The 25,531-nt window shown below is 53.2% G+C and carries 25 protein-coding genes; 24 read left to right on the top strand and 1 reads right to left on the bottom strand.

What is annotated here, in order from left to right; all coding sequences use genetic code 11:
• Positions 1-73: 73 nt before the first annotated feature.
• The 10 genes from ADG72_RS06900 (at position 74) to ADG72_RS06855 (ending at position 10,174) form a co-directional block, all read left to right on the top strand.
• Positions 74-1,324, top strand: a complete 1,251-nt coding sequence (locus tag ADG72_RS06900) for a carboxylate--amine ligase (protein WP_048713749.1) — start codon at positions 74-76, stop codon at positions 1,322-1,324.
• Positions 1,325-1,337: 13 nt separating this feature from the next.
• A complete protein-coding gene (locus ADG72_RS06895) occupies positions 1,338-2,357 on the top strand; it encodes a lipid II:glycine glycyltransferase FemX (protein ID WP_048713746.1) in 1,020 nt (339 codons plus the stop codon).
• Positions 2,358-2,491: 134 nt separating this feature from the next.
• A complete protein-coding gene (gene thrS / locus ADG72_RS06890) occupies positions 2,492-4,480 on the top strand; it encodes a threonine--tRNA ligase (protein ID WP_048713743.1) in 1,989 nt (662 codons plus the stop codon).
• Positions 4,481-4,485: 5 nt separating this feature from the next.
• Positions 4,486-5,049 carry an HIT family protein gene (locus tag ADG72_RS06885; RefSeq protein WP_048713740.1) on the top strand — a complete coding sequence of 188 codons (564 nt, stop codon included), beginning with the start codon at positions 4,486-4,488 and terminating at the stop codon, positions 5,047-5,049.
• Complete coding sequence (pgsA, locus tag ADG72_RS06880; protein WP_048713737.1) at positions 5,049-5,678, top strand: phosphatidylinositol phosphate synthase; 630 nt, start codon at positions 5,049-5,051, stop codon at positions 5,676-5,678. The genes ADG72_RS06885 and pgsA overlap by 1 nt, the downstream gene beginning before the upstream one ends.
• A complete protein-coding gene (locus ADG72_RS06875; RefSeq protein ID WP_048713735.1) occupies positions 5,678-6,598 on the top strand; it encodes a lipid A biosynthesis lauroyl acyltransferase in 921 nt (306 codons plus the stop codon). Before pgsA ends, ADG72_RS06875 begins: the two co-directional genes overlap by 1 nt.
• A complete protein-coding gene (locus ADG72_RS06870; protein ID WP_048713732.1) occupies positions 6,599-7,777 on the top strand; it encodes a glycosyltransferase family 4 protein in 1,179 nt (392 codons plus the stop codon).
• Positions 7,770-8,393, top strand: a complete 624-nt coding sequence (locus ADG72_RS06865; protein WP_048713729.1) for a hypothetical protein — start codon at positions 7,770-7,772, stop codon at positions 8,391-8,393. The genes ADG72_RS06870 and ADG72_RS06865 overlap by 8 nt, the downstream gene beginning before the upstream one ends.
• A complete protein-coding gene (locus ADG72_RS06860) occupies positions 8,394-9,662 on the top strand; it encodes a PrsW family intramembrane metalloprotease (protein ID WP_048713726.1) in 1,269 nt (422 codons plus the stop codon). It begins immediately after the preceding gene.
• On the top strand, positions 9,659-10,174 hold the full coding sequence (locus tag ADG72_RS06855; protein WP_048713723.1) for an NUDIX hydrolase: 516 nt from the start codon (positions 9,659-9,661) through the stop codon (positions 10,172-10,174). The genes ADG72_RS06860 and ADG72_RS06855 overlap by 4 nt, the downstream gene beginning before the upstream one ends.
• Positions 10,175-10,235: 61 nt before the next feature.
• Here the strand turns inward: ADG72_RS06855 and ADG72_RS06850 are convergent, their stop codons facing one another.
• Positions 10,236-11,474, bottom strand: coding sequence for a glucose-1-phosphate adenylyltransferase (locus ADG72_RS06850; RefSeq protein ID WP_048713720.1), 1,239 nt, complete (start codon positions 11,472-11,474; stop codon positions 10,236-10,238).
• Positions 11,475-11,592: 118 nt separating this feature from the next.
• Between ADG72_RS06850 and glgA the strand changes: the two genes are divergently transcribed.
• The 14 genes from glgA to ADG72_RS06780 all read left to right on the top strand — a co-directional run bounded on the left by glgA (position 11,593) and on the right by ADG72_RS06780 (position 25,518).
• Complete coding sequence (glgA, locus tag ADG72_RS06845) at positions 11,593-12,804, top strand: glycogen synthase (RefSeq protein WP_048713716.1); 1,212 nt, start codon at positions 11,593-11,595, stop codon at positions 12,802-12,804.
• 51 nt (positions 12,805-12,855) lie between these two features.
• Complete coding sequence (locus ADG72_RS06840) at positions 12,856-13,644, top strand: ABC transporter ATP-binding protein (RefSeq protein ID WP_048713713.1); 789 nt, start codon at positions 12,856-12,858, stop codon at positions 13,642-13,644.
• A gap of 35 nt (positions 13,645-13,679) precedes the next feature.
• The gene (locus ADG72_RS06835; protein WP_048713710.1) at positions 13,680-14,111 is read left to right on the top strand and encodes an NfeD family protein; all 432 of its coding nucleotides are present in this window, start codon (positions 13,680-13,682) and stop codon (positions 14,109-14,111) included.
• Between the two features lie 36 nt (positions 14,112-14,147).
• A complete protein-coding gene (locus tag ADG72_RS06830) occupies positions 14,148-15,101 on the top strand; it encodes an SPFH domain-containing protein (RefSeq protein ID WP_009409500.1) in 954 nt (317 codons plus the stop codon).
• Between the two features lie 9 nt (positions 15,102-15,110).
• The gene (gene glnA, locus ADG72_RS06825; protein WP_048713706.1) at positions 15,111-16,448 is read left to right on the top strand and encodes a type I glutamate--ammonia ligase; all 1,338 of its coding nucleotides are present in this window, start codon (positions 15,111-15,113) and stop codon (positions 16,446-16,448) included.
• Positions 16,445-19,405 carry a bifunctional [glutamine synthetase] adenylyltransferase/[glutamine synthetase]-adenylyl-L-tyrosine phosphorylase gene (locus tag ADG72_RS06820; RefSeq protein ID WP_048713703.1) on the top strand — a complete coding sequence of 987 codons (2,961 nt, stop codon included), beginning with the start codon at positions 16,445-16,447 and terminating at the stop codon, positions 19,403-19,405. Before glnA ends, ADG72_RS06820 begins: the two co-directional genes overlap by 4 nt.
• 27 nt (positions 19,406-19,432) lie before the next feature.
• On the top strand, positions 19,433-20,104 hold the full coding sequence (locus ADG72_RS06815; protein WP_048713700.1) for a histidine phosphatase family protein: 672 nt from the start codon (positions 19,433-19,435) through the stop codon (positions 20,102-20,104).
• 381 nt (positions 20,105-20,485) lie between these two features.
• Entirely contained in the window at positions 20,486-21,247 is a 762-nt protein-coding gene (locus tag ADG72_RS06810; protein WP_009409495.1) for a YebC/PmpR family DNA-binding transcriptional regulator, read from the top strand.
• Between the two features lie 3 nt (positions 21,248-21,250).
• The gene (gene pdxS, locus ADG72_RS06805) at positions 21,251-22,153 is read left to right on the top strand and encodes a pyridoxal 5'-phosphate synthase lyase subunit PdxS (protein WP_019125958.1); all 903 of its coding nucleotides are present in this window, start codon (positions 21,251-21,253) and stop codon (positions 22,151-22,153) included.
• Entirely contained in the window at positions 22,147-22,743 is a 597-nt protein-coding gene (gene pdxT, locus ADG72_RS06800) for a pyridoxal 5'-phosphate synthase glutaminase subunit PdxT (RefSeq protein ID WP_048713696.1), read from the top strand. The genes pdxS and pdxT overlap by 7 nt, the downstream gene beginning before the upstream one ends.
• A 2-nt stretch (positions 22,744-22,745) precedes the next feature.
• Positions 22,746-23,375: a crossover junction endodeoxyribonuclease RuvC gene (gene ruvC, locus ADG72_RS06795; protein WP_019125960.1), complete on the top strand. Its 630-nt coding sequence runs from the start codon at positions 22,746-22,748 to the stop codon at positions 23,373-23,375.
• 50 nt (positions 23,376-23,425) lie between these two features.
• Positions 23,426-24,019, top strand: coding sequence for a Holliday junction branch migration protein RuvA (gene ruvA / locus ADG72_RS06790; RefSeq protein ID WP_048713694.1), 594 nt, complete (start codon positions 23,426-23,428; stop codon positions 24,017-24,019).
• Positions 24,009-25,043, top strand: a complete 1,035-nt coding sequence (gene ruvB / locus ADG72_RS06785) for a Holliday junction branch migration DNA helicase RuvB (RefSeq protein ID WP_048713691.1) — start codon at positions 24,009-24,011, stop codon at positions 25,041-25,043. Before ruvA ends, ruvB begins: the two co-directional genes overlap by 11 nt.
• Positions 25,044-25,143: 100 nt before the next feature.
• Positions 25,144-25,518, top strand: coding sequence for a preprotein translocase subunit YajC (locus ADG72_RS06780; protein ID WP_239667689.1), 375 nt, complete (start codon positions 25,144-25,146; stop codon positions 25,516-25,518).
• Positions 25,519-25,531 lie beyond the last annotated feature (13 nt).

The raw sequence follows: 25,531 nt of genomic DNA, 5'->3' as shown, positions 1-25,531 counted from the left end.
GAGTAGTGACGTGTCCGTGAACCCCTTCCGCTATGCTGGAGGGGGTTCACCTGTACCGGAGGAAAGAGAAGCGATGACTATGGCCGATGCTCCTGTTGTGCAGCCTGTACTTTTGGGCGGAGATTTTGGAGTTTATGCTCTTGCTCGTTCTTTCCACGAGGCCTATGGCGTGACCTCGATCGTGCTGTCTCACGCACCGACTGTTGCGATCTCACGTTCTGCCTTTTGTCGGGTTGAGCCGATCGTTGCGCATGCTTCCGATGAGGAACTTCTGGCAACGCTTGGGAAACTCGCCGATACTTATGCGGATCGCGCACTGGTCCTTGTTGCAAATCATGACCTTCATTCTGAATTTGTTGCGCGTCATTGGGATACTCTGAGCCAACATTACGCACTCCCATTTCCGTCGATGGACGTTATCGATCGCGTGACGGATAAGGGTGCCTTTGCTCAGCTCTGTGATGAGCTGGGAGTGCCTACGCCGGCGACGCGTGTGGTGTCCTTCCGTGATTTTTCTTCCGAGGCTCCAGTGCGTCCCGAGATTCCGTTTGCTTTCCCCGTGGTGGCAAAAGCCGCGCGCGGTAATGATTACGATGCCTTGGAATTCGAAGGAAAACGCAAGATCTGGTTTGTCGAGAGTCAAGAGGAACTCAACGACCTCTGGGATCTTTTGGGGCGTGTTGGCTTCCGCGGTGACTTTATTGTTCAGGAACTGATTCCCGGAGATAACACGCAGATGCGTTCTGTGACCGCCTATGTTGACTCTCACGGGCATATGACTTTGATTGGTTCCGCACGCGTCCTCTTGGAAGATCATGCGCCAACCATGATCGGTAATCCCGTTGCAATGATTACCGAGGCCTTTCCTCAGTTGTGGGAGGATGCTCGACGCATTCTTGAGGCGGCTGACTACCGTGGCTTCGCAAACTTCGATGTGAAGATTGATCCCCGTGATGGTCGCGCGCTCTTCTTTGAAGTGAATCCTCGAATCGGGCGGAACTCTTGGTACATGACCGCGGCGGGACATAACCCCATGATTCCAATGGTTGATGATCTTATTCGCGGTGAGGAACATAGCCCTGAAGAAGTCAATGAGGAAATCCTCTATTCGATGGTTCCTGATCGATTGCTCTTGCGATACATCCGAGAGCCCGAACTTGCCCAGCGAGTGCGTAGTTTGATTCGAGGGGGGAAGCGTTTCGATCCGCTCTTCTACTCAGCTGATTCGGACCTGCGCCGCTCGCTGACGCTTCACCTGCAAAAGCTCAATCACTACCGAAAGTTCCATAGGTACTACCCTCAAGCGAACGACCGTTCATTCTAAGGGGACTTTTCTTATGACAGATACACAGCTTCGTGAGATCACCGCTGAAGAAATGCGTATTGGCGCTGCCGGAGTAACTCCTCTGCCCATTGAACAGTCTGCAATTTGGGAAGAGTACGAGGCAGTTGAGGGGCGTAAGCTCTGGGGACGTTTCGAGTATTCAGAAAATGGCAAGCGCATTGCTCTTGTTGCGCTCTACGAGTACTCAATGCGAGGTGCGCGCTACCTTTGGGCTAAACATGGACCGGTGTGGCTTAAGGAGGCCACACCAAGTCGCGAGCGTGCTTTCCGTGATGCGCTTGGACGTTATGTTCGTCAGAAAGACTCATCGATCGTTTTTATTCGCCTGAATGCGATCTTTAATGACACTGATCTTCGCGATGTCGTGCAGATTATTACCTATGACCGCACCGTCATCATTCGCTCCTATGGCGGTGATGAGGAAAAGATCCTTGGGGATATGACGAAGGAAGGTCGGCGTCAGCTTAAGCGTTCGCGCAAGGCCTTGTCTGAAGTTCAAACAACGATCGCTGACGAGCGCGATCAGGCTGTGGAAGATTTCACTGAGTACTACGAGGTACTGAAAGAGACCGCCGAGCGCGATGGCTTCAGTCCTCACCCCGCGCAGGTGTACTCAACAATGCTGAAAGTCCTTGGCCATGAACATTCACGCCTCTTCGTGCTTCGAGTCGATGGGGAAGTGGTCGCATGGAATTTGATCCTTATCAATGACCGTCAGGCTGAATGCTATTACGGCGCAACGACCGCGAAGGCCCGTAAATTGGGAGCAATGCCTGAACTTGATGTTCAGTGTGCCATCATCTTGGGACCTGAGCTTGACGTCAATGGCGGTATCGACTTGATGGGAATTCACTCACCTCGGGTTCCCGAACTATTTACTGTCGGGAAATACAAGTTGAGTTTTGCGCAGGGCTATACAGACGTCCCGGGAGCATGGGATCTACCTCTTCGCCCGCGTTTGTATGCTGGTTTACGAAATCTGCTCTCAATTAAGCGTGCTCTTCGTTCGTGACATTGGGATGAGACGGCTACGATAGAAGGGTCCAAGCCTGCTGATTCTCGAAAGAGCGTTTGACACGCCATCGTATGCGTGCAGTCAGTGGGTAGAGATGGCGCAAGACGCCAGAACCCGAAGGAGCACAGCTCGTGCCTGTTATCAACGCAACTATTGATGGTGTTGCGGTCGAAATTGAAGAAGGCTGCACCGGAACGCAGTACTACGAATCCCACAGTGATGTCGTCGCGATGACGGTTGATGGGAACGCATGGGATCTTTCCCGCGAAATTCCTGCCGGTGCAACTGTTGAAGCAATCACTCTGAATTCCCCAGCAGGCCTAGAGATCCTGCGTCACTCCTGCACTCACGTTATGGCGCAGGCAGTCCAAGAGATCTTCCCCGATGTCAATTTGGGAATTGGCCCCTTCATCACTGACGGCTTCTACTATGACTTCGGGAATATTGATTCCGTCACTCCTGAGCTCATGCGCGATATCGACAAACGCATGAAGCGCATTGTGAAGGAAGGCCAGGCTTTCCGACGCCGTGTTGTCACTGAAGAAGAAGCACGCGAAGAACTTGCTGATCAGCCCTTCAAGCTTGAGCTGATTAGCACCAAGGGTGGGGGAGCGCAGGACGCCTCCGTCGAGGTTGGCGGAGCGGAACTCACCATTTACGACAATGTCCGCCGTGATGGAACCACCGCATGGAAAGACCTCTGCCGTGGACCCCACCTGCCTTCGACAAAACTCATTGGCAACGGATTTGCGTTGACCAAGTCTTCATCCGCCTACTGGCGCGGCGACCAGGCTAATGACCAGCTGCAGCGAATCTACGGAACTGCCTGGGCCTCGAAAGATGACCTTGTCGCTTACCAAGAACGACTCAAGGAAGCGGAACGACGCGACCACCGTCGCCTCGGTGCTGAACTTGATCTCTTCTCCTTCCCAGAAGAGTTGGGTGCGGGGTTGCCGATCTTCCACCCCAAGGGCGGTGTGCTCAAGCGCGTCATGGAGGACTACGTGCGGGAGGCTCACATCGAGAACGGCTTCCTTTACGTGGGTACCCCACACATCTCGAAGGAAGAACTCTTCCATACTTCGGGACACCTTCCGTACTACGCCGATGGCATGTTCCCTCCGATGGATGATGATGGCCAGCTGTACTACCTCAAGGCCATGAACTGCCCTATGCACAACCTGATCTTCAGGAGCCGAGGCCGTTCGTACCGTGAGCTTCCCCTGCGTCTCTTCGAATTCGGTACTGTGTATCGAAATGAGAAGTCCGGTGTTCTTCAGGGGCTCACTCGCGTTCGCTCCATCACCCAAGATGATTCGCACTCCTATGTGATGCCTGAGCAGGCAGCGGATGAAATTAAGCATCTCTTGAACTTCATTTTGAAGCTTCTGCGCGACTTTGGATTGAGCGATTTCTATCTGGAACTTTCCACCCGTGATACCGATGGGAAGAAGAAGGATAAGTTTATCGGCACCGATGAACAGTGGGAAGAAGCAACTGAAATTCTGCGTCGCTGCGCCGAAGAGACCGGTTTGCAAACCGTCCCCGATCCGGGCGGTGCTGCATTCTACGGTCCGAAGATTTCGATTCAGGCCAAGGATGCCATCGGTCGTACCTGGCAGATGTCGACGATCCAATACGACTTCAACCAACCGCACCGTTTTGGCCTGGAATACACTGCTCCCGATGGAAACCACCGCGAGCCGGTCATGATTCACTCGGCGAAGTTTGGCTCGATTGAGCGTTTCATCGGTGTTCTGACTGAGCATTATGCCGGTGCTTTCCCGGCATGGCTCTCGCCGGTGCAGGTGCGCCTGGTCCCCGTTGCCGAGGCTTTCGATGAGTACGTTGATACGGTTGCGCAGCGTTTGCGTGAGCGTGGGATTCGCGTCGAAGTTGATCACTCCGATGATCGCTTTGGTAAGAAGATTCGCAATGCTGCAAAGCAAAAGGTCCCCTTCACTTTGATTGCAGGTGGGGAAGACCAAGAAGCACAGGCAGTGTCCTTCCGCTTCCGCGATGGCTCTCAGCTCAATGGAGTTCCCGTTGACGAAGCGGTTGAGCGTATTGCTCAACACATCGCGACCCGCAATAACGCTGATCCCAGCGCTGAGGACTGATAACAATGAGTGGCACTCTTCCGACAGAGGATTCCCGGGCATTCGCCGGCGTTCCCGACGGTTTCGATCGTTTATGGACGCCGTATCGAATGGCCTACATTAATGGCGATCACAAGCCTGCCGATTCCTCGTCGGAAGAGTGCCCTTTTTGCGTTGCACCATCGCACACAGACCAAGAGGGGCTCATCGTTCATCGCGGTGTAAGCTGTTTCGTTCTGATGAATCTCTTCCCTTATAACTCCGGGCATCTCTTGGTCTGCCCCTATCGCCATGTCTCCGACTACACGGAGCTTACTGACGAAGAACGTATTGAACTCAGTCGTTTGACTGCCACTGCAATGCGTGTGGAACGTGCGACTGCGAATCCCGCTGGATTCAATTTGGGCATGAACCAAGGAGATGTCGCAGGCGCGGGGATTGCTGCCCACCTTCATCAGCATGTCGTTCCTCGGTGGGCTGGAGACGCAAACTTCTTCCCAATCATTGCTCGCACCAAGGCAGTGCCAGAACTACTTGAGGATGCTCGTGCTCGACTAGCCGCTGCATGGCCCATATCATCGGAGGAATAGTGCTTGGAAACCACGGACGCTCGATAACGAAAGCTATTTTTACTCCTGTCGCGAGAGTGCTCGTAGCAGCGCACATTACTCCCAATATGGTGACTATTGCCGGAACCCTTGTGACAATCGCAGTTGCTGTCACAACCTTTCCTTTTGGCTACCTTTGGCAAGGCGCCCTTGCTCTCGCTGTTGTCCTTTTCTGCGACTCGATTGATGGTGTTCTCGCGCGAATGAGTGGGACCTCATCGCCATTTGGGGCCTTTTTGGATTCAACAATGGACAGGCTGGGCGATGGAGCGGTCTTCGGTTCCTTGACTGCCTACGCAATTTTCAGCATGGAAAGCTCACCATCGAGGACTGTCTCGATCGTTGCAGGCCTTATTGCGATCGTTGGTGCAGCTACAGTGTCCTATGCGCGAGCGCGAGCTGAATCGATTGAGGTGATCGCAAAGGTCGGTATTGCCGAGCGGACTGACCGTCTCATCGTTGCTTTGTTGGGAGCTGCGCTATACGGGTGGGGCGCACCCGCAGTATTCCTCGCAGCAAGTTTGTGCTGGGTAGCTTTTGCGTCGATTGTTACTGTTATTCAGCGGGTGCATTTCACAGCAACGCATCTTCCTTCATCCCAGGAGTCCTAATGTCAGGGCGTGCCTTGGTATGGGCTTTCAGAGTAGTTCCTCGTCTACCTTTCTCCTTCGTGACATGGCTGGGCAGACGTGGAGCCGATCTCATGTGTCTGCTCAATGGTTCCAGCGTGCGCAGAATGCGAGCCAACCATGAGCGTGTTTTAGGGCGCAAAATTTCGCGACGCGAGCTTCGAGATGCCGTGCGCTCACACATCAATGCTTATGTTGAGCAGCTGAGTTTTGGTGGCAGCGTCGGTGAGAAACTTCGTGCACGTGTTGATCTCAGCCAGGCAGAAGAATTCCTTCGTCTTGCCGCCGAAGGTCCAGTTGTTTTGGCTTTACCTCATGCGGGAACCTTTGATCGTGTCGGTGCGGCTGTGTGCGCACGGGGAATTTCCGTACTCACTGTTGCCGAGAAACTGAATCCTCCTGAGCTTTTTGATGCCTTCCTGAAACTGCGCACGGACGTCGGGATGGAGATCATTGGGGTTTCACCTGGAGATAGTGTTTTTCATTCTTTGGTTGAGCGGGCAAAGGGGAGGAATAACCTTGTGATCCCGCTTCTTGCTGACCGCGATATTTCAGGAACCGGTATTGAGGTTGAATTCGGTACCAAGTCTGCTTTGGTTGCCGCCGGGCCAGCGGCACTTGCACGAGCGCTCAATGCCCCGCTTATAGCTGGGGTTGTGTCAGATGTTGATGCTTCTGGCACCCCAGAATTTGTGCGTTTGGAAGTTACTGAGAATCTCTGCGATCCGCAGGTCAAGGATGATGACGTACCTGAGCTCACCCAGAAATGGGTGACTGCGCTCCTTCCAATTCTTCAACGTCGGATTCGTGAGTGGCATATGATGCAAGCAGTTTTTGTTGAGGATTTAGATCCGGAGCGTTTGGCCCGGGCGCGTAAGCGCGCGGCACAGAAAGGAGAATAGGTGAGAGTCGGTATTGTTAACCCTTACTCCTGGGATGTGCCCGGTGGCGTTCAGTTCCATATTCGTGACTTCGCATTGGAGCTTATGAAGCGAGGACACGAGGTGAGTGTTCTTACTCCAGCGAAAAATACCGATGACTTGCCCGAGTGGATAACTACCGTCGGTTCATCGGTTGCTGTTCCTTTTAATGGTTCAGTCGCCCGGCTTTCCTTCACCCCCTTGGCTAACATGCGAACGAAACGGTGGATTGATGAAGGCCACTTTGATCTTCTTCATGTCCACGAACCAGAAGTTCCCTCTATCTCAATGCTGGCATTACGTGCGGCCGAGATTCCGGTTGTTGGAACTTTCCACGCAGCATTGGACTATTCCTTCTCTCGTTCCGTTTCTTCCTCCGCGCTGGACCCGCTATTGGAGAAACTTGCGGCCCGTATTGCTGTTTCAGCAGAAGCACGCCGGACGCTTGTTGAACATCATGGTGGCGATGCGGTCATTATTCCCAATGGGGTTGATACTCATTTCTTCGAGCAGGCTCAGATCAAACCCGAATGGGAAGCGACTCTACAGCGCCCGGTCGTTGTTTTCCTCGGCCGTCTTGACGAGCCCCGGAAGGGATTACCAGTCTTCTCTGCAGCGATCGAAACGGTGCTTGCAGAAATCCCAGGTGCCCGCTTTCTTATTGCAGGACGAGGAAACGCACATGAATACCGCTCACAATTGGAGCGTTTTGGGGACTCAGTCGAGTTCCTTGGCGGCGTGAGCGATGAAGAGAAGGCTTCGCTTCTGAAGGGAGCAAGTATTTATGTCGCTCCCCAAACCGGTGGGGAATCCTTCGGAATTGTTCTTGTCGAGGCGATGGCAGCAGGTTGCGCAGTACTTGCCTCTGATCTCGAGGCCTTCAGGGCAGTTCTTGAACAAGGAGAAGTAGGCGCGCTATTTGAGACCGGAAATAGTCAGGATCTTGCTCGTCAACTAGTTAGACTTCTTCGTGATTCTGAGGAACTCTCAATGCTTGCACGCCGTGGAGAAGCGGCGAGTTCTCGTTATGGATGGGATACGGTCACCGACCAAGTCTTAGCCTTGTATCAGACCGTTTTAGCCTCTGCTCAAGCGCAGCCATCGGACCCGACAACTCTTGATCTGATTCGTGGCAGGAACGAGGCCGAAGACGATGAGTAATACTTTGACCTTTGTCCTCTTGACTCTTGTCTTGGTCGCGCTGGCCTTTCTTGTGCGTCAATCAGCAATTCTTGCAACACGACTTGACCGTCTTCATTGGCGGATTTTAACGACGAGGGATTCGCTAGCACTTCTTCTTGACGAACGAGCACGCTATAGCGAGAGGATCGCTGACTATCCGGGGTTTACCTCTGACGAATCTCAAGAGATCCGGGAGGCCTCGACAAGAGCGCGCCGGCAGATGATTCCTCTTGTTGCCGATGGACTCGACCGACGGACAAGCGAAGCAAGCGTCCGCGACACCCAAACGCATGAGAAGGTCATCGAATTTTTTGAAATTCAGTCGCAACTTTCAAAAATTCTCCGAAGCGCGCTTAATGCAAAGCTCCGCAAGGAGATTGATGCCGATGATTACTGGTCTCGCGAGCTACGCGAACTGGACCAAGCCTCCTATAAGGTCCAATTAGCTCGATCAATGCATAACCTTTACGTTACTCAGACCCATAAGATTCGTGAGAGAAGCTGGGTACGCTTGGCACATCTTGCAGGACATGCGCCAATGGCTCAGACAATTGATTTTGATGACGACACCATTGAAGACGGATACGGCTATTAAATGAGTGAAACACACCCGCGTTGGGGAGGTCCCGGTGAGGACTATCGGCTGAAGAAGATCAGAACGACCGAAGCTGAACTATTCGGTCCTGACGACCCAGCCCCCGCACAAGCTCCGACATGGCGAATTCCTCAACGTGTCCGCTCCTTACCGTTCCTTGAATTTATCTTCACAATTTTGGGAACCATCGGTGTCATCATCCTCATGGTGACGTACGTGCGTACGGGCGGTGTTGTCTCCGCAGCAGTGATGACGACCTTGGCATTAATTCCGCTTGTCATTGTCCTCGGAGTGCTCAGCTACCTTGATCGTTGGGAACGTGAGGGTTGGAAATCTAATTTCATCTGTTTCATTTGGGGAGCGGGCGTCGCAACGCTTTCTTCGTTGGTCGTGAATAGCACCTTAAATTTAGATATTGCACGCACACTCGGTGATCAAGATTCCGCAGCGGTCATCGTCTCTGTTTTTGTTGCACCGGTTGCTGAAGAATTCTTCAAGGGCATTGGTGTCATCATCTTCATCCTTGCACGCCGAAATTCCATTAATTCACGGCTTGATGGTCTGATCTGCGGTGGCATTGTTGGTGCCGGGTTTGCCTTCATTGAGAATATTCAGTACTTCCTGCGATCCAGTTCTTCCGGTGCGTTTATGCTGACAACGACGGTATTTACACGCGGGATTCTCTCGCCATTCGTTCACCCGATGGCAACCTCTTTTACCGGAATGGCCATCGCACTTGTTTTGATTCGACGCTATGGCGCACTGTGGAGCACTGTTCGAGTCTTACTCGGTTACCTAACTGCGGTGTTCTTCCATGGCCTGTGGAACTTTCTTGCGAGCAATAACGGTATCGGAGGTTGGTTCCATTCTTATATCACCATTGAAGTTCCTATTTTTACGTGTTGGTTCATCTATCTAATTACGCAATCTTCACGTGAAGCAAAACATATCCAGCAGGGCTTAACTCCTTATGTCGTTCAAGGCTGGGTGCTTCCTGTTGAACTTCAAATGGTTACTGACCGTGCGCAGCGTCGAAATGCTGTCAAGTGGGCTGCTAGCGCAGGTTCAGAAGCCCGTAAAGCAATGAATTCCTTCTTGAATTCTCTTGCCGCCATTGGTCTTGATGAGTATGCGCGTCCTTTAAGAAAGCGCGAAGATCCCGCACGCGATGCTTACGATCGAGAACTGCTTACGAAAGCGGTTGAAGCGCGGAAGAAGTTCCTCTCGTTGACGGAACTTTCGCAAGCGGCACGTCGGGTGAGCGCGTGAGCGTTCTAGAGTGGCCTCGTGATGAGGAAGGTTTCCCACATCGAGAGGCAGCGCGAGTAATTCTCATCGACAATCAAAATCGCGTTCTTCTTGTAAGAGGACACGATGCTGATAACCCCACGCGCTCATGGTGGTTCACCGTTGGCGGGGGAGTCGAGGACGGGGAAACAAGCCAAGAAGCTGCCCTACGTGAGGTCTTCGAAGAGACCGGTATACAACTCAAGCAGAAGGAACTCGTTGGGCCCATTGCTCGTCGACAGGCAATATTTGACTTTAAGAGTCTTGTTGCTCGCCAAGACGAAGAAATTTTCTGGGCACGCGTTCAAGCCCAGCCTCTCAGCAATTCTCATTGGACCCCAGAAGAACAACGAGTGATCGATGAATACCGTTGGTGGGATCTACACGAACTCAAGAAATATGCCAAGAACCATGAGGTGTACCCGCGCTCGCTGGGTGATCTTATTGAGCAATGTCTTCACGGATGGAATGGAACAGTAAAAGACATTGAATAACTAGAAGTTAGCCCCCTGCGATGATGACTCACGCAGGGGGCTAACTCTAAGTTTTCACGAGCTATCGGGTGACTATCGTTCCCTTCGGGACGACGGTAATTCCTGATTCTGTGACCGTGAAGCCACGCTCGAGATCGTGTTCCAAATCGAGACCGACAATCGCGCCTTCTTCAACGACGACGTTCTTGTCCAGAATTGTCTTCACGACCTGTGAGGAACGGCCGACACGCACACCGTGCATGATCACTGAGTCAGTGACTTGCGCCCATGAGTGGACATAGGAATTTGGAGAAACGATGGAGTGGTAGACCTCGCCACCCGAAATAATCACGCCGGGTGAAACGAAGGAGTCGACTGCGTGCCCCATGCGCGAATGTTCGTCTCCATAAACGAACTTCGCGGGAGGCAATGAGCCATCCAAAAGCGTCATCGTCGGCCAATCCCTGTTATAGAGGTTAAAGACCGGGTGAACGCTAATGAGGTCCATATTTGCCTCGTAGTAGGCATCTAAGGTACCGACATCGCGCCAGTAATCGCGGTCTCGATCCGTCGAACCGGGAACATCATTGTCCTTGAAGTCGTAGTAGCCGCACATGCCACGCTCAACGAACCACGGAATAATATTCCCGCCCATATCGTGCTTCGACAGGGGATCCTCAGCATCTTCTCGAAGCGCGGCAATCAGATCCTGAGTTGTGAAGACGTAGTTGCCCATCGAGGCCAGAACCTGAGTGGGATCATCCTCGAGGCCAACTGGATTTTGAGGCTTCTCAACGAACCTATCGACGTGGCCATCCTTGCCTTCGATTACCCCTAGGGCCGATGCTACTTCGATGGGCTGGCGAATTCCCGCGACGGTCGCGGGAAGCCCGGAATCGATGTGGTGTTGGACCATCTGTGAGAAGTCCATGCGGTAAATATTGTCAGCGCCAGTGATGACAATGTAGTCGGGATTTTCATCATCAACGATGTTGAGTGACTGGTAGATCGCATCCGCGCTTCCCAAGTACCAGTGTGGTCCACGACGCTGTTGGGCGGGAACTGGAGCAATGAAATTGCCAAGCAGGGGAGAGGTGTACCACGTACGGGTTACGTGCCTGTCCAGTGAATGCGATTTGTACTGAGTCAGTACAACGATCTTCATATAGCCAGAATTGACCATATTTGATAGTGAGAAATCAATGAGTCGGTAATGACCACCGAAGGGAACGGCCGGCTTTGCCCGATCCATGGTGAGAGGCATCAGCCTTTTACCTTCGCCTCCGGCTAGAACGATCGCGAGAACATGATTTTTAGCCATGGCTCTAGAGTATGCGTAAATTTCTCATTTTGGTTGCGGATTTTAGAACGTGGTGAAGAACATATTGCGAGGGAAATTTCCGCTAAGCTAGAAGCACCCGTGCGTCGAAGGAGCTCACATGCGCGTTGACTTGTTGACCAGAGAATACCCGCCACATGTTTACGGAGGCGCGGGAGTTCATGTTACTGAATTAGCTAAGGTTCTTCGCTCTCGAGTGGATGAGCTTCGTATTCACGCATTTGACGGTCCCCGCGAAGACGCGGGAGATGTCATTGGATATTCAGATCTCCCGGAGCTGGCACAAGCCAACCCTGCTCTACGCACGCTTGGTGTTGATATTGCTATTGCAGCCGATACAGTTGGCGCCGATCTAGTGCACTCACATACGTGGTATGCAAATTTTGCCGGGCACCTATCATCCTTGATGAACGATATTCCCCACGTCGTGACGGCTCATTCACTGGAGCCACTGCGCCCGTGGAAGGCTGAACAGCTCGGTGGCGGGTACCGCGTTTCCTCTTTCGTTGAGCGTTCTGCCTACGAGGCTGCGGCAGGTATTGTTGCAGTTTCGCACGGAATGCGCGAGGACATTTTGCGCGCCTATCCGGCCGTAGATCCCGACCGTGTTCATGTCATCCATAACGGCATTGATCTGACTCAATGGCATATTCCAACAACCGATGCTGAGAAAGAACATCAGGTCGAGGTCCTTGAGCACTGGGGTGTAGATCCGGATAGGCCTTCGGTGATCTTCGTTGGGCGGATTACTCGCCAGAAGGGGCTGCCGTACTTCCTGCGAGCGGCACGCCGTCTTCCCGAGGAAGTCCAGGTAATCCTGTGCGCTGGTGCGCCAGATACCCCGCAGATTGCCGCCGAGGTTGAAGGACTAGTAGCCGAGCTGCGCAATAGTCGTAATGGTGTTGTTTTGATCTCCGAAATGCTACCTCGCGTAGATCTTATTGCCCTCTTAGATGCTGCGACTGTCTTTATTACCCCTTCGATCTATGAACCTCTTGGCATCGTCAATTTGGAGGCTATGGCTGTTGGTCTACCTGTTGTTGGAACAGCAACGGGCGGTATTCCAGATGTCATTGTTGATGGTGAAACAGGTTATCTTGTGCCGATCAAGCAGCTTCATGATGGGACAGGGACACCGTTGGATCCTGAGCAATTTGAAAACGATATGGCTGATCGCTTGATCGAGGTGCTCTCGTCGCCTGAGAAGGCTCATCAAATGGGACAAACAGGTTTGCGTCGTGCACGTGATTATTTCTCGTGGGATGCGATCGGTGATAAGACCGTTGCGCTTTATCAGAAGCTCGTTCACTGAGCTGATGGCTTTGAAGAGGACACTTACTGTGAGCTGCGGGATACTAAGACAATGAATACGGTAATTGAGCTCGATGACGTTGCTTTAACGCGTGGCGAAACCAAGATTTTAAACGACATCACGTGGAGTACCCATCGCGGCGAGCAGTGGGCCGTTCTGGGTGCAAATGGGGCAGGAAAGACTTCTCTTGTTCGCATTGCAAGCGGAAAAGTTCAAGCGACAAGCGGAAGTGTTCGTTTTGACGGCAATCCGATCAATGATCTCCAGCCCCAAGAACTTGCATCACGCTGCTCGTTAGTATCTTTGTCGACCACCCAACGACTACGTGCAAGTATGCGTGTGATTGATGTGGTGCGCTCAGCAGCTTGGGGGATTTCTGCACCATTCGTAGAGACTTACGAAGATATCGATACCCAGCGTGCCCGTGACTTGCTCGGTCTTTTTAGTGTTGATCACCTCGAGGAACGTCCTTTCCACACCTTGTCTGAGGGCGAACGCCAGAGGATTGTTCTTGCACGCGGTTTGATGTCGGATCCCGAAGTACTGATTCTTGACGAGCCAACTGCGGGCCTCGACCTTGGAGCACGAGAGCTTCTCATTGCCGCCATGGAAGAGATCATCGCAGGGAAGAATGCCCCTCAGGTTATTTTGGTGACGCACCACCTTGAAGAAATTCCACAGGGGGTCACCCACGCAGCAGTGATGAAGGGCGGGGAAATCTTCGCTGCCGGCACTGTCGATGAGGTGCTGAATGGCCGGGTACTTTCGGATGCCTTCGAACTAGCACTCAGCGTAGAAAACGAAAACGGCCGTTGGTTCGCCCGCGGATTACCCCGTTGATCAATTTTTCGGTACACAGAAGTAGGTGAAAATAAATGATTACCTGGTGGATGTGGTTTCTTGCCGCGCTCGTCTTCGGCATCATCGAGGTCTTGACTATTACCTTCGTTTTCCTGATGTTTGCCATCGCTGCAATCGCGGCGGGTCTTGTCGAGTTCTTCGGTGGAGGGACCTTAGCCCAGATCATCGTTTTCGTTGTGGTTTCAATACTTTTGATCTTCGCGCTTCGCCCGTTGATGAAAGGACGCATTCAACGCTCAGGTGAGGATGTTCGAACCAATGCGGATGCCTTGATCGGTAAGACCGGTTATGTCACACAGTTGGTGGGCGAGCGTGACGGTCGAATTCAGTTTTCAGGTGGTGAGTGGAGCGCGCGAAGTGCCGTAGGTCTGATTCCTGTCGGTACCGAGGTGACTGTTGTCGCAATTGACGGCGCTACCGCAGTTGTTCAACCGCTTCACTCTTAATTTCATCCGGTTTACTCATAGAAAGGGGAGGGATTGATGAATGAAGATCCCATCGGGAGCATCGCAATGATAGTCGGTGTTGTGCTAGCGATTTTCGTCATGATCGCTATCGCTCGCGCTGTCCGTATTGTCCCGCAGTCTGAAGCATACGTCGTGGAACGACTTGGTCGTTTCCGTTCTGTTCTACACGGTGGTATTCACCTGCTTGTTCCCTTCGTCGATCGCGTTGCCGCACGCATCGATCTGCGCGAACAAGTTGTGAATTTCCCTTCGCAGTCAGTGATTACTGCAGACCAGGCAATGGTTGAAATTGATTCGGTCATCTATTTCCAGATTACCGATCCTCGTAGTGCAACCTACGAAGTCGCTAACTTCCTGCAGGCGATCGAGCAGTTGACTGCAACTACTCTTCGTAACCTCATCGGTTCCTTGGATCTGGAAGAAACTCAGACCAGCCGTGAATCTATTAACAAGCAACTTCGTGGTGTGCTTGATGAAGCAACTGGTCCCTGGGGTATTCGCGTGACACGCGTCGAGCTCAAGTCAATTGAACCACCGCCGAATGTTCTCTCTGCAATGGTGCAGCAAATTACAGCTGAGCGTACGAAGCGTGCCACGATCTTGACCGCTGAAGCCGAGCGCGAGGCGCAAATTAAGAAGGCGGAAGGCGCGAAGCAGGCTGCCGTTCTTGCTGCGTCAGCACAGCAGGAAGCTCAAGTGCTTCAAGCACGTGGTGAGAAGGAAGCACTGATTCTTCAGGCTGAAGGTGCGCGTCAAGCGCAGATCCTCCGCGCAGAGGGCGAAGCGGAAGCAATTTCCGTCGTCTTCAATGCGATCAATCAGGGGCACGCTACTCCTGAACTGCTGTCCTACAAGTACTTGGAGATGCTGCCTCGCATTGCTAATGGCCAGGCTTCAAAGTTGTGGGTTCTTCCCTCAGATCTCACCGGTGCACTGGATGCCATTTCCAAGGGTTTTGGTCGCTCCTAAGGTAAGCAAATGAAACAGCAACAGGAACAGGTCCTTCGTAGTGTTGCCCAGGAAGATATCCGACTAATCCGCTTGTGGTTTACGGATGTCGCTGGAGTGCTCAAATCGGTCTCAATTGATCCCGGAGAGCTCGAAGAGGCTTTTAGCGAGGGAATCGGTTTTGACGGGTCTTCCATTGAAGGTCTGACTCGTGTCTACGAATCCGATATGCTCTTGCATCCTGATGCTGCTACTTTCCAACGTTTGCATACAAAAGATGGCACTGATGTTCACGGTCGGATGTTCTGTGATGTCCTCACCCCGGATGGTTTGCCGTCGCCAGCCGATCCCCGAGGCGCGCTCGAGCGAGCGGTTCAGCGTGCCTCGGAGATGGGCTTCTCAGTCTTCGCCCACCCTGAGATTGAGTTTTACCTTCTTCGTCAGCCGGTTGATATCAATCATCTGGAACCGGTTGACCAAGCGGGCTATTTCGATCATGTGACTCGCGGGCTATCTAACGATTTTCGACGGAAGATCGTGCGCGCCTTGGAAGAGACGGGGATCCAGGTAGAGTTCTCGCACCATGAGGGTGGGCCTGGCCAAAATGAAGTTGATCTTCGTGCGGTCGACGCTCTTCATGCGGCCGATAACATCATGACCGCGCGGACGTTGATTGAAGAGGTAGCGCTGGCTGAGGGGATGCTCGCCACCTTTATGCCAAAGCCCTTCATTGATCGCCCTGGATCGGGAATGCACACCCACCTTTCCCTGTTTGAAGGCGATGAAAATGCTTTCTACGATCCTTCTGGACGCTACCAGCTCTCAGAGATTGGTCGCTATTTCATTGCTGGTCTGCTCCACCATGCGCGTGAAATAGCAGCGATCACCAATCAGCATGTGAATTCCTACAAGCGTCTATGGGGCGGGGGCGAAGCGCCGTCCTATATTTGTTGGGGTCACAATAATCGTTCGGCGCTCGTTCGCGTTCCCGTCTATAAACCCTCGAAGAGGAGCAGCGCGCGCATCGAATACAGGGGACTTGATCCTGCAGCAAATCCCTATCTCGCACTCGCTGTCCTTATTAGCGCTGGCCTTGACGGTATCGAAAAGAAAATGCCTCTCGCTGAAGAAGCAGAAGATAATGTGTGGCAACTCAGTGAAACAGAGCGTCAGATTTTAGGCATCCACCCGCTGCCCTCATCACTTTCTGATGCCCTGCGCGCAATGCGTTCATCGGATTTAGTCGCCGAAGCACTGGGCGAGCAGGTTTTCGAGCACCTTCTGCGTGAAAAAGAAAATGAGTGGCGCGAGTACCGTCGGCAGATTACTCCGGCAGAACTCCGTCAATTCCTCAAGGTCAATGGATGATCTCTGATCGTCAATTACGCCGTTGTGGCGTGACTCAGCCTGAGCGTATTCGCAGACTCTTCGAATCTTCTGGTTTGAGCGATATCGAGCATATCGACTCACTCGAAATATGCGCGGATATTGAACAGTTTGCGCTTTTCTGCGCAAGAGCACACGATGAATGCCCTTCGCTAATCAACCTGCTACAAAATGATGCTGTTAGTGCTAGGCGTCTTGCTGTGGTTCTCGGTTTCTCATCGTGGTGGGGAGACTACCTTCTCCAGCACCCGAATTTCTTCTTTCCAGATGCTCCCGGTGCGACAAAGCTCTGTATGACGGATGAACTCTGGCGACTGCTACCCGAAGGATGGCCTGCGACGGCTGCGGACGAGGCTCTTGAGTCGCGTCGGGAAGAGGCGGCCTCGTACCTTCGGATGGTCTATCGGCGGAGGCTTTTTGACATCATCGCGGATGATCTTCTGGCCGAGAATCCTTACGCACCCGATCATATTGAATCCATTACTCAACATCTCTCGCAGGCTGCAGACGAGGCTCTTCAAGGTGCGCTTTACATTGCTCGGCGACTGGAAGACCCCGATGGTGAGGTGCCTTTGTGCATTATCGCAATGGGAAAGACTGGGGGAGGTGAGCTCAATTATGTTTCCGATGTTGATGTCATGTACGTGCTTGCGGATAGCGCACCCACGGAAGACGCAGAAGTCACTCGTTTACGCCTTGAGCGTGCAACGCGTATTGCAAGCCTGGTGGCATCCATCTGCTCAAGTCCTGGTAAAGAGCCGCCACTGTGGAGCGTGGATGCGAATTTACGTCCAGAGGGTCGTGATGGAGCGCTTGTGCGCACCATTGATTCTTACCGAGCCTACTGGGAGCGCTGGGCGCAAAACTGGGAGTTCCAAGCGCTTCTGAAGGCACGTCCCTGTGCTGGCGACATGGAAGTTGGGCAGCGTTTTCTTGAGTGTGCCGCACCCTTTATTTGGGAAGCTTCTGCGCGGCCAGGTTTTGTCGACGACGTTCGTTCGATGCGCGCTCAAGTTGAAAACTCAGTGCCGCCAAAGGTGCGTGACAGCGAGTTGAAGCTGGGTGTGGGAGGACTGCGTGACATCGAGTTTTCGATTCAATTTCTGCAGTTGGTCCACGGGAGAAACGATATCCAGATCAGGCAGCGATCGACTCTTGGCGCACTAGGGGCATTAAGTGCACGAGGATATATTGCGCGCACGGATGCTGCTCATCTTCGGGAAGCCTATGCCTTCTTGCGTACCCTCGAGCATCGCTCCCAGCTGCTGAGGATGCACCGAACCCATACGCTTCCCACTGGTCTTCATCAGCTCGAACGCCTTCTGCGTTCGCTTCACGCAGCGCCCGCCACAGTTGAGCAGCTTTACGAGCAGCTTCGAGCACTTCGTTTACGGGTACGAGAGCTTCACCATTCGGTATTTTTCCGGCCAATTATTGCTGCAAGCGCCCGACTGGATGAGGATCTTATTCATCTTGATGACGAAGCGGCGATGGATCGTCTACGAGCGATCGGTTATTTAGACCCGCGCAGCGCGCTCAAACATATCGAGTCTCTATGCGCGGGAACTTCCCGGCGTGCGATGATTCAGCGTCATCTTCTTCCCGTATTGCTCTCATGGATTGCCGATGGTGCAAATCCCGATATGGGTTTGCTTAATTTCAGGGTTCTTTCCGATGAGATTGGTGATTCTCATTGGTATTTGGCGCTTTTACGCGATAGCGATTATGCGGCCTCGCAGTTGTGTCGGGTTCTTTCCGCATCCGCGTGGATTGGCTCCTTAATCCGTCTTTTCCCAGAGGCCGTTTCTTGGCTTGATTCAGCTGAATTGCTTGCGACACCTTCATTTGAGGTGCTTTCCCGCCAAATGCGTTCGGTTGCGGGAAGGGCAGGGAGCATTGACGAGGCGATTGAGAAGATTCGCCTTATTCGCACGCGTGAAGTTTTGCGTATTGCTCTTCGCGAGGCCGCTGGTTCAAAAGAAGGGGTGGGTAGGGATCTCTGTGTTGTTGCTGATGCCTGTGTACTTTCGGCCCTCGAAACCTTCGATGTTTTTGATGAGGGCAATGAGCATATTCCCGATATGCACATCGAACTGTGCGCCTTGGGTAGTTATGGGGCGCGGGAGCTGTCCTATACATCTGATTTGGATGTTCTTGCCATCGTTGCTGATAGCTGTGATGCTGGCGCTCTACGATGTGCACATGATCGAATCACGCGGCTAAAGCAATTGCTTTCTACATCAAGCCGAGCTCTGCCTGTAGCTTTGGATTTTGCTCTGCGTCCCGAGGGTAAAAACGGAGCCTTAGTGCGCACTCTCGAGTCCTATACGGAGTATTACGGACGGTGGGCGCAGGCGTGGGAAAAACAAATGCTTGTTCGTCTGCGCCCGCTTGGTGGTGGGAACACCGCAGATGCGCTGTATCAATTTGCGCAAGCGTATTGTTTCCACTCACCTTTGAACGACGATGAAACCCGCGACATTCAATTAATGAAGGTCCGTGTCGAGCGAGAAAGAATTCCCGGGGGGATTAACCCGCGAATGCACATCAAACTAGGCCCCGGCGGTCTTTCTGACATCCAATGGCTTGTCGAACTTCTGCAATTACAGTCGGGGAGTGAGGACTGCGACCTACGGACATCCTCTACACGACAAGCTTTGCTGGAACTACTCCACAGAGGAAAACTCACTCAAAGCGAGTACCAACGTGCGGCCTCGACTTGGGAATTTGGCCAAGAAGTGAGGCGCGCCCGGGTTATAGCGGCAGGCCCGTCTGCCTCGAAGAATGATGTTATTCCCTCAAATAGTGAGCAACTTGTGGCGATGGCTATGCTCATGGGTTTTTCGCGCGATCAGCGTGAAGAAATGACGACGAAATGGCTGACCTCCTCACGTAAAATGCGGGAGGTATTTGAGAAACTGTTTTGGAATATCTCGTGAAACTAGGCGTAGGAGCAGGGGAGCGGCATGAAACTTGCATTAATTAGACATGGACAAACTCCAGCAAACATCACAGCCTCTTTGGATACTCGCCTCCCGGGCTTGCCGCTGACTGAACGTGGGCTTTCACAGGCCGAGAGTCTGAAAGAACGATTTGTACGTGAAGTGGCGGGGCAATTGGATGCGCTCACTGTCTCTGCGATGAAACGAACGCAACAGACAGCGGCACCCTTGTGTGAGCTTTTCGGGGTAACACCAGTAGTGACGGCACAGATACGTGAAGTGAGTGCCGGCGATCTTGAGATGTCATGCGATCCCGTCGCAATCAGGATTTATGTGGAAGCCTGCGCAGCGTGGATGCAGGGAGATTTTTCGCATCGTATTCCTGGTGCTGAGGATGGTTACGAATTTCTCGGACGTGTCATCCCCGAGATTCAAGCTGTCATGGAACGTGCTTATCGCGTTGCTGGGGATCAAGGGATCGGAGCACTTGTTGCTCATGGAGGTCTCATTCGTGTGATCTCCGCGTATCTCAGTGAGGATATTCGCCAGGGAATTCCGCTTACTCGCTTCATGTCAAATACCGGAATCGCAGTGTTTGATGTTGATATTGAAGAAATCCTTTCCCTCAGCAGTGAGGGGGTTTTCGCTTCTCTCTCAGCTATCAGTTGGGACGGGGATCAAGTTAGCGGTGACTGAGACTGGGCTCCACTCTGCGGCGGATTGAAAGTGCCCACCTCATAGGGAAAGTTTCGATACCTGAGGTAATCGATGAGGAATTGCCGGTGCGCTTGGCATGAAAGCCACTTCTTAGTACGACCGGTATGAATCTTCGGATTTGACCATTCGATGATGAAAACCGCTGGATTCTCGCACTCTCTTGCAGAGCATACGCAGTGCTCGATACCGCGTCCTAAAGACATGTTCCCTCCTGAAAGAACCAAGTCAATGCTCGAATTTCCCGCGAACATCCACCATGCTGGCGAGGTGCATTGTCCCATAAAACGCGCGCCCGGTGGGGAAGTGAGGGTATGAGCTGTAAACTGGCACAGTATTAATCCAGCCCAAAAGGGAGAAGTAATGTCGGGACACTCTAAGTGGGCGACTACCAAGCACAAGAAGGCGGCGATTGACGCCAAGCGCGGTAAGCTCTTCGCACGACTGATTAAGAATATTGAAGTTGCTGCTCGTACCGGTGGTGGCGATCCCGCCGGAAATCCCACCCTCTTTGATGCTATTCAGAAAGCAAAGAAGAACTCTGTTCCCGCAGACAACATCGATCGCGCCGTTAAGCGTGGTTCGGGTGCAGAAGCTGGTGGCGCAAATTACGAAACCATTATGTACGAAGGCTACGGCCCCAACGGTGTCGCCTTCTTGGTTGAGTGTTTGACTGACAACCGTAATCGTGCGGCATCCGATGTTCGTCTGGGATTTACCCGTCACGGCGGGTCGTTGGCCGACCCCGGTTCGGTTGCTTACCTTTTCTCGAGGCGTGGTGTCATTGAGGTACCCGCTGCAGATGGTGTAGACGAAGACAGCATCATGGAAGCTGTTCTTGACGCCGGTGCCGAAGAAGTTGAAGACCTCGGTGAGGGCTTTGTTATTGAGTGCGAGCCCAGCGATGTCGTTGCAGTCCGCAAGGCGTTGCAAGAAGCTGGCATCGACTATGACTCGGCGGAAGTTCAATTCGTCGCATCCACCGAAGTTGAGCTCGATCTTGAAGGCGCGCTCAAGGTCAATAAGCTCATTGACGCACTTGAAGATTCTGACGATGTGCAGAACATCTACACCAATATGTCTCTTTCCGATGAGGTGCAAGCCCAGCTGGAAGAAGAGGAGTGAGTGATGACTGAGCAGACGGCAACTCGCGAGGTTGGAACCCCGCAGGTCAAGCGCGGAATGGCTCAGATGCTCAAGGGCGGCGTCATCATGGATGTCGTCACTCCTGAGCAGGCAAAGATTGCTGAAGATGCTGGTGCCGTTGCAGTTATGGCACTCGAGCGTGTCCCGGCGGATATTCGCGCACAGGGCGGCGTTGCTCGCATGTCAGATCCCGATCTGATTGATGGGATTATTAATGCTGTCTCCATTCCGGTCATGGCCAAGGCCCGCATCGGTCACTTCGTCGAGGCGCAGGTCCTGCAGTCCCTCGGCGTCGACTACATCGACGAGTCCGAGGTGCTGACCCCCGCCGACTACAGCCACCACATTGACAAGTGGAACTTCACTGTTCCCTTCGTCTGTGGTGCGACCAACCTCGGTGAGGCGCTGCGCCGCATCAACGAGGGTGCGGCCATGATCCGCTCCAAGGGCGAGGCCGGCACCGGTGACGTCTCGAACGCGACCACGCACATGCGTAAGATCCGCGACGAGATCCGTCACCTGACCTCCCTGCCCGAGGACGAGCTCTACGTCGCGGCCAAGGAGCTTCAGGCCCCCTACGAGCTCGTTGCTGAGGTCGCTCGCGAGGGTCGCCTCCCCGTCGTCCTCTTCACCGCTGGTGGCATTGCCACCCCCGCCGACGCTGCGATGATGATGCAGCTTGGTGCCGAAGGCGTCTTTGTTGGCTCTGGCATCTTCAAGTCCGGTGACCCCGCCAAGCGTGCGGCGGCCATTGTCAAGGCCACGACTTTCTACGATGATCCTTCGGTCATTGCAGAAGTTTCGCGGGGGCTTGGTGAAGCAATGGTTGGCATTAATGTCGACGACCTTCCCGTTGACCATCGATTGGCTGAACGCGGATGGTAAATATCGGCATTCTCGCCCTTCAGGGTGATGTCGCCGAACACGTGCGGGCGCTGGAAGAATCCGGCGCCCGCGCTGTCCTAGTGCGACGTAGCGAGGAACTCGCCTCTGTTGACGGCTTGGTAATTCCTGGCGGCGAATCGACAACTATGTCCAATCTGCTGCTTTCATTCGGCATTTTTGATCAGCTAGCCGAGCAGATATCAAATGGGATGCCGGTCTATGGGACATGCGCGGGAATGATCATGCTTGCGACGACGATTCTTGATGGCAGGGATGACCAGCGTTCATTTGGCGCCATCGACATGGTTGTGCGTCGGAATGCCTTTGGTCGTCAGGTGGACTCCTACGAAGAAGAGCTTGATATCAAAGGCATCGAGGGAAAGCCTTTCCCCGCCGTCTTTATTAGGGCGCCTTGGGTTGAGTCAGTGGGTGAGTCTGTCGACGTGCTCGCGCGTGCTGGAAATACTCCCGATGGTCCAATTGTTGCTGTCCGCAGTGGTCAGGCACTCGCAACCTCTTTCCACCCCGAGATTGGCACGGACTGGCGCTTTCACGAGCTCTTTACGCGGATGGTTCAGCGGGAATCTTAATCATGCGAGTTTTGGGAATTGACCCGGGTATTACGCGCTGTGGTTTGGGCGTTGTTGACGTCGATCCCTCTCGGCGCGCATCGATGGTTTTTGTCGGAGTTGCCCGGTCTTCAACCGAACTTGCCCAGCATTTTCGGCTAGCCAAGATCGCTGATGCGATTGATCATGTGATCTCCCTATATGAACCTGAGGTCGTTGCCATCGAACAGGTTTTCGCTCAGGACAATCTTCGTTCGGTTTCGACGACTATGCAGGTTATGGGAGTCGCACTCGCTGCTGCGGGACGGGCTGGACTTCCCATGGCAATACATACCCCTTCAGAAGTAAAAAGCGCAGTGACGGGGAATGGCAATGCTGATAAAGCGCAGGTTCAGCACATGGTTGCTCGTATTCTGGGGTTGGACAAACCCCCAAAGCCCGCTGATGCCGCTGACTCATTAGCTATTGCAATCTGCCATGCATGGCGAGGGACTGGACTGCTTGGAGCTCGGGGTGACTCTACAGTTGCTGTTTCTCAGTCAGGGAAGCTTTCTGCTAGGGGGCGCCTAACTCCGGCACAACAAATGTGGGCAGAGGCTCAAGCGGCGCAGCGCCGAACCGGCGCGGTCGACCCCCGTCGTCGACGCAGCTAGGGTATCGTACGTATGTTCGGTCCCATCAAGAGCATTGTTGAGGAGAAAGCATGATTTCCCGAGTTCTCGGCAGCATCGCACGCATCGGTGTGGGTGATGTCGTTGTTGTCCACGGAGGTATCGGCTTTCAGGTCTTCGTGACTCCGCCTTTTGCTAGTGAGCTCCACAAAGGTGATGATGTTGAGCTCTATACCCATCTGATTGTTCGTGAAGATTCTTTAACGCTCTACGGGTTCAAGACTGAAGAAGAGCGTGAAGTATTTGAAATCCTGATGTCAGTCAGTGGTATCGGCCCCAGGATTGGCCTAGCGGCTCTTTCTGTTTTCACCCCGAATGATCTACGGCGTGCTGTGGCAGATCAAGATACCGCAGCTCTGGCCAGGATTCCCGGAGTTGGCAAGAAGGTTGCCTCGCGCATGCTTGTGGAGCTGGGAGATAAGCTCGGACTGCCGGCTCAACTTCCTCAGGCCTCGGCACCGATGTCGGGAGTAGTCGAAGCAGAGGTGAAGGCGGCGTTGATTGGCTTGGGATGGAACGATGCAAAGGCAGACGCTGCGCTGGCCGAGCTGGGCGGAAATGGTCTCAATGCCTCGGATCTCCTACGTGCAGCATTGATTAAGCTGGGAGGCGCAAATGGCCGATGAGTTCGAGGCCTCCGTCAATATCGTTGCGCCAGACGCGGGAGAACTTGAGAGGGCTGCCGAGGCTGCTCTTCGCCCCAAGCGTTTGAGTGAGTTTGTTGGTCAGAAAGTTGTTCGTGATCAGCTTCAGTTAGTGCTGGATGCTGCGCGGGCTCGTGGCGCGAGCGCCGATCATGTCTTACTAGCGGGACCGCCTGGACTAGGCAAGACGACACTGGCAATGATCATCGCTGCTGAAATGGGTACATCTTTGCGTCTCACTTCAGGACCAGCGATTCAGCATGCTGGTGATTTAGCTGCAATTTTATCCGGGCTGCAGGAAGGTGATGTTCTCTTTATTGACGAGATTCATCGCCTAGCCCGTACCGCCGAGGAAATGCTTTACCTCGCAATGGAGGATTTCCGAGTTGATGTCGTCGTTGGTAAAGGTCCGGGAGCGACCTCGATTCCGCTGACCCTACCGCCTTTTACTGTTGTTGGTGCGACAACTCGTTCTGGCCTCCTTCCTGCACCGCTTCGCGATCGCTTTGGTTTCACCGCTCATCTCGAGTTTTACTCGACGGAAGACCTTGAAATGGTCGTCCGGCGTTCTGCAGAGCTTCTCTCAACTCCCATTGATGCGAAAGCAGCACATGAAATCGCCTCTCGTTCCAGGGGGACTCCTCGAATTGCCAATAGGTTGCTGCGTCGTGTCGTTGATTATGCCCAAGTTCGAGGCAATGGTCAGCTCACGCTTGACGCTGCGCGAGGTGCTCTTGAGCTCTTTGAGGTCGATGCTTTTGGCCTAGACCGTCTGGACCGTGCTGTTCTTGACGCAATGTGTCGCCGATTTGCGGGAGGGCCGGTTGGGCTCACCACCCTTGCGGTGACTGTTGGCGAGGAAGCTGAAACCGTTGAGACGGTCGCAGAGCCCTATTTGGTTCGCGAAGGTTTCATCCTGAGGACGACACGCGGTCGGATGGCAACTGCTAAAGCATGGAAACACCTTGGTTTAACGCCGCCGGCTGAATCTGCTCTCTTTGAGTAATCTCGTTTTTATATTGGGATGTCACCCAAATGCGCTGCTTCCTATTACACTGTATGCGGATAGCTTTCATGCATTCCTACCCCAAGAAGAAAGATAGATCGTGAGTACACCGTTCCTGATTTTCATCGGCCTGATGCTTGTCGCCATGTTTATTTTCAATAGTCGCGCCCGAAAGCGTATGGCTGAACAAGAAAAGAAGGCTGAAGAACGTCGTAAGGAAATGATGGTCCCCGGCGCGTGGGTTCGTCTGCGCTCTGGATTCTGGGGTCGTTTCGTTGACCAAGATGGTGAGATTGTCATTCTCGAGACCCCCGGTGGCTACGAGACTTATTGGGATCAGCGGGCAATTTTGGACGTGGCTGAGGAACTTCCGTTCCAGAGCACTGATGCAGAGAAAGACGACGCTTCTGGCGAGTCTGAAGAAGAGCCTGTTCTTGGCTTGGATTCGCAGGACGACTCGGCCGAGACGAAGTGATCCCAAGGGGAAC

The organism is Trueperella pyogenes, assembly GCF_001070855.1.
In the GTDB taxonomy this organism is placed as follows: Bacteria; Actinomycetota; Actinomycetes; order Actinomycetales; family Actinomycetaceae; genus Pauljensenia; species Pauljensenia pyogenes_A.
This window is presented reverse-complemented; position numbering and strand designations above follow the sequence as displayed.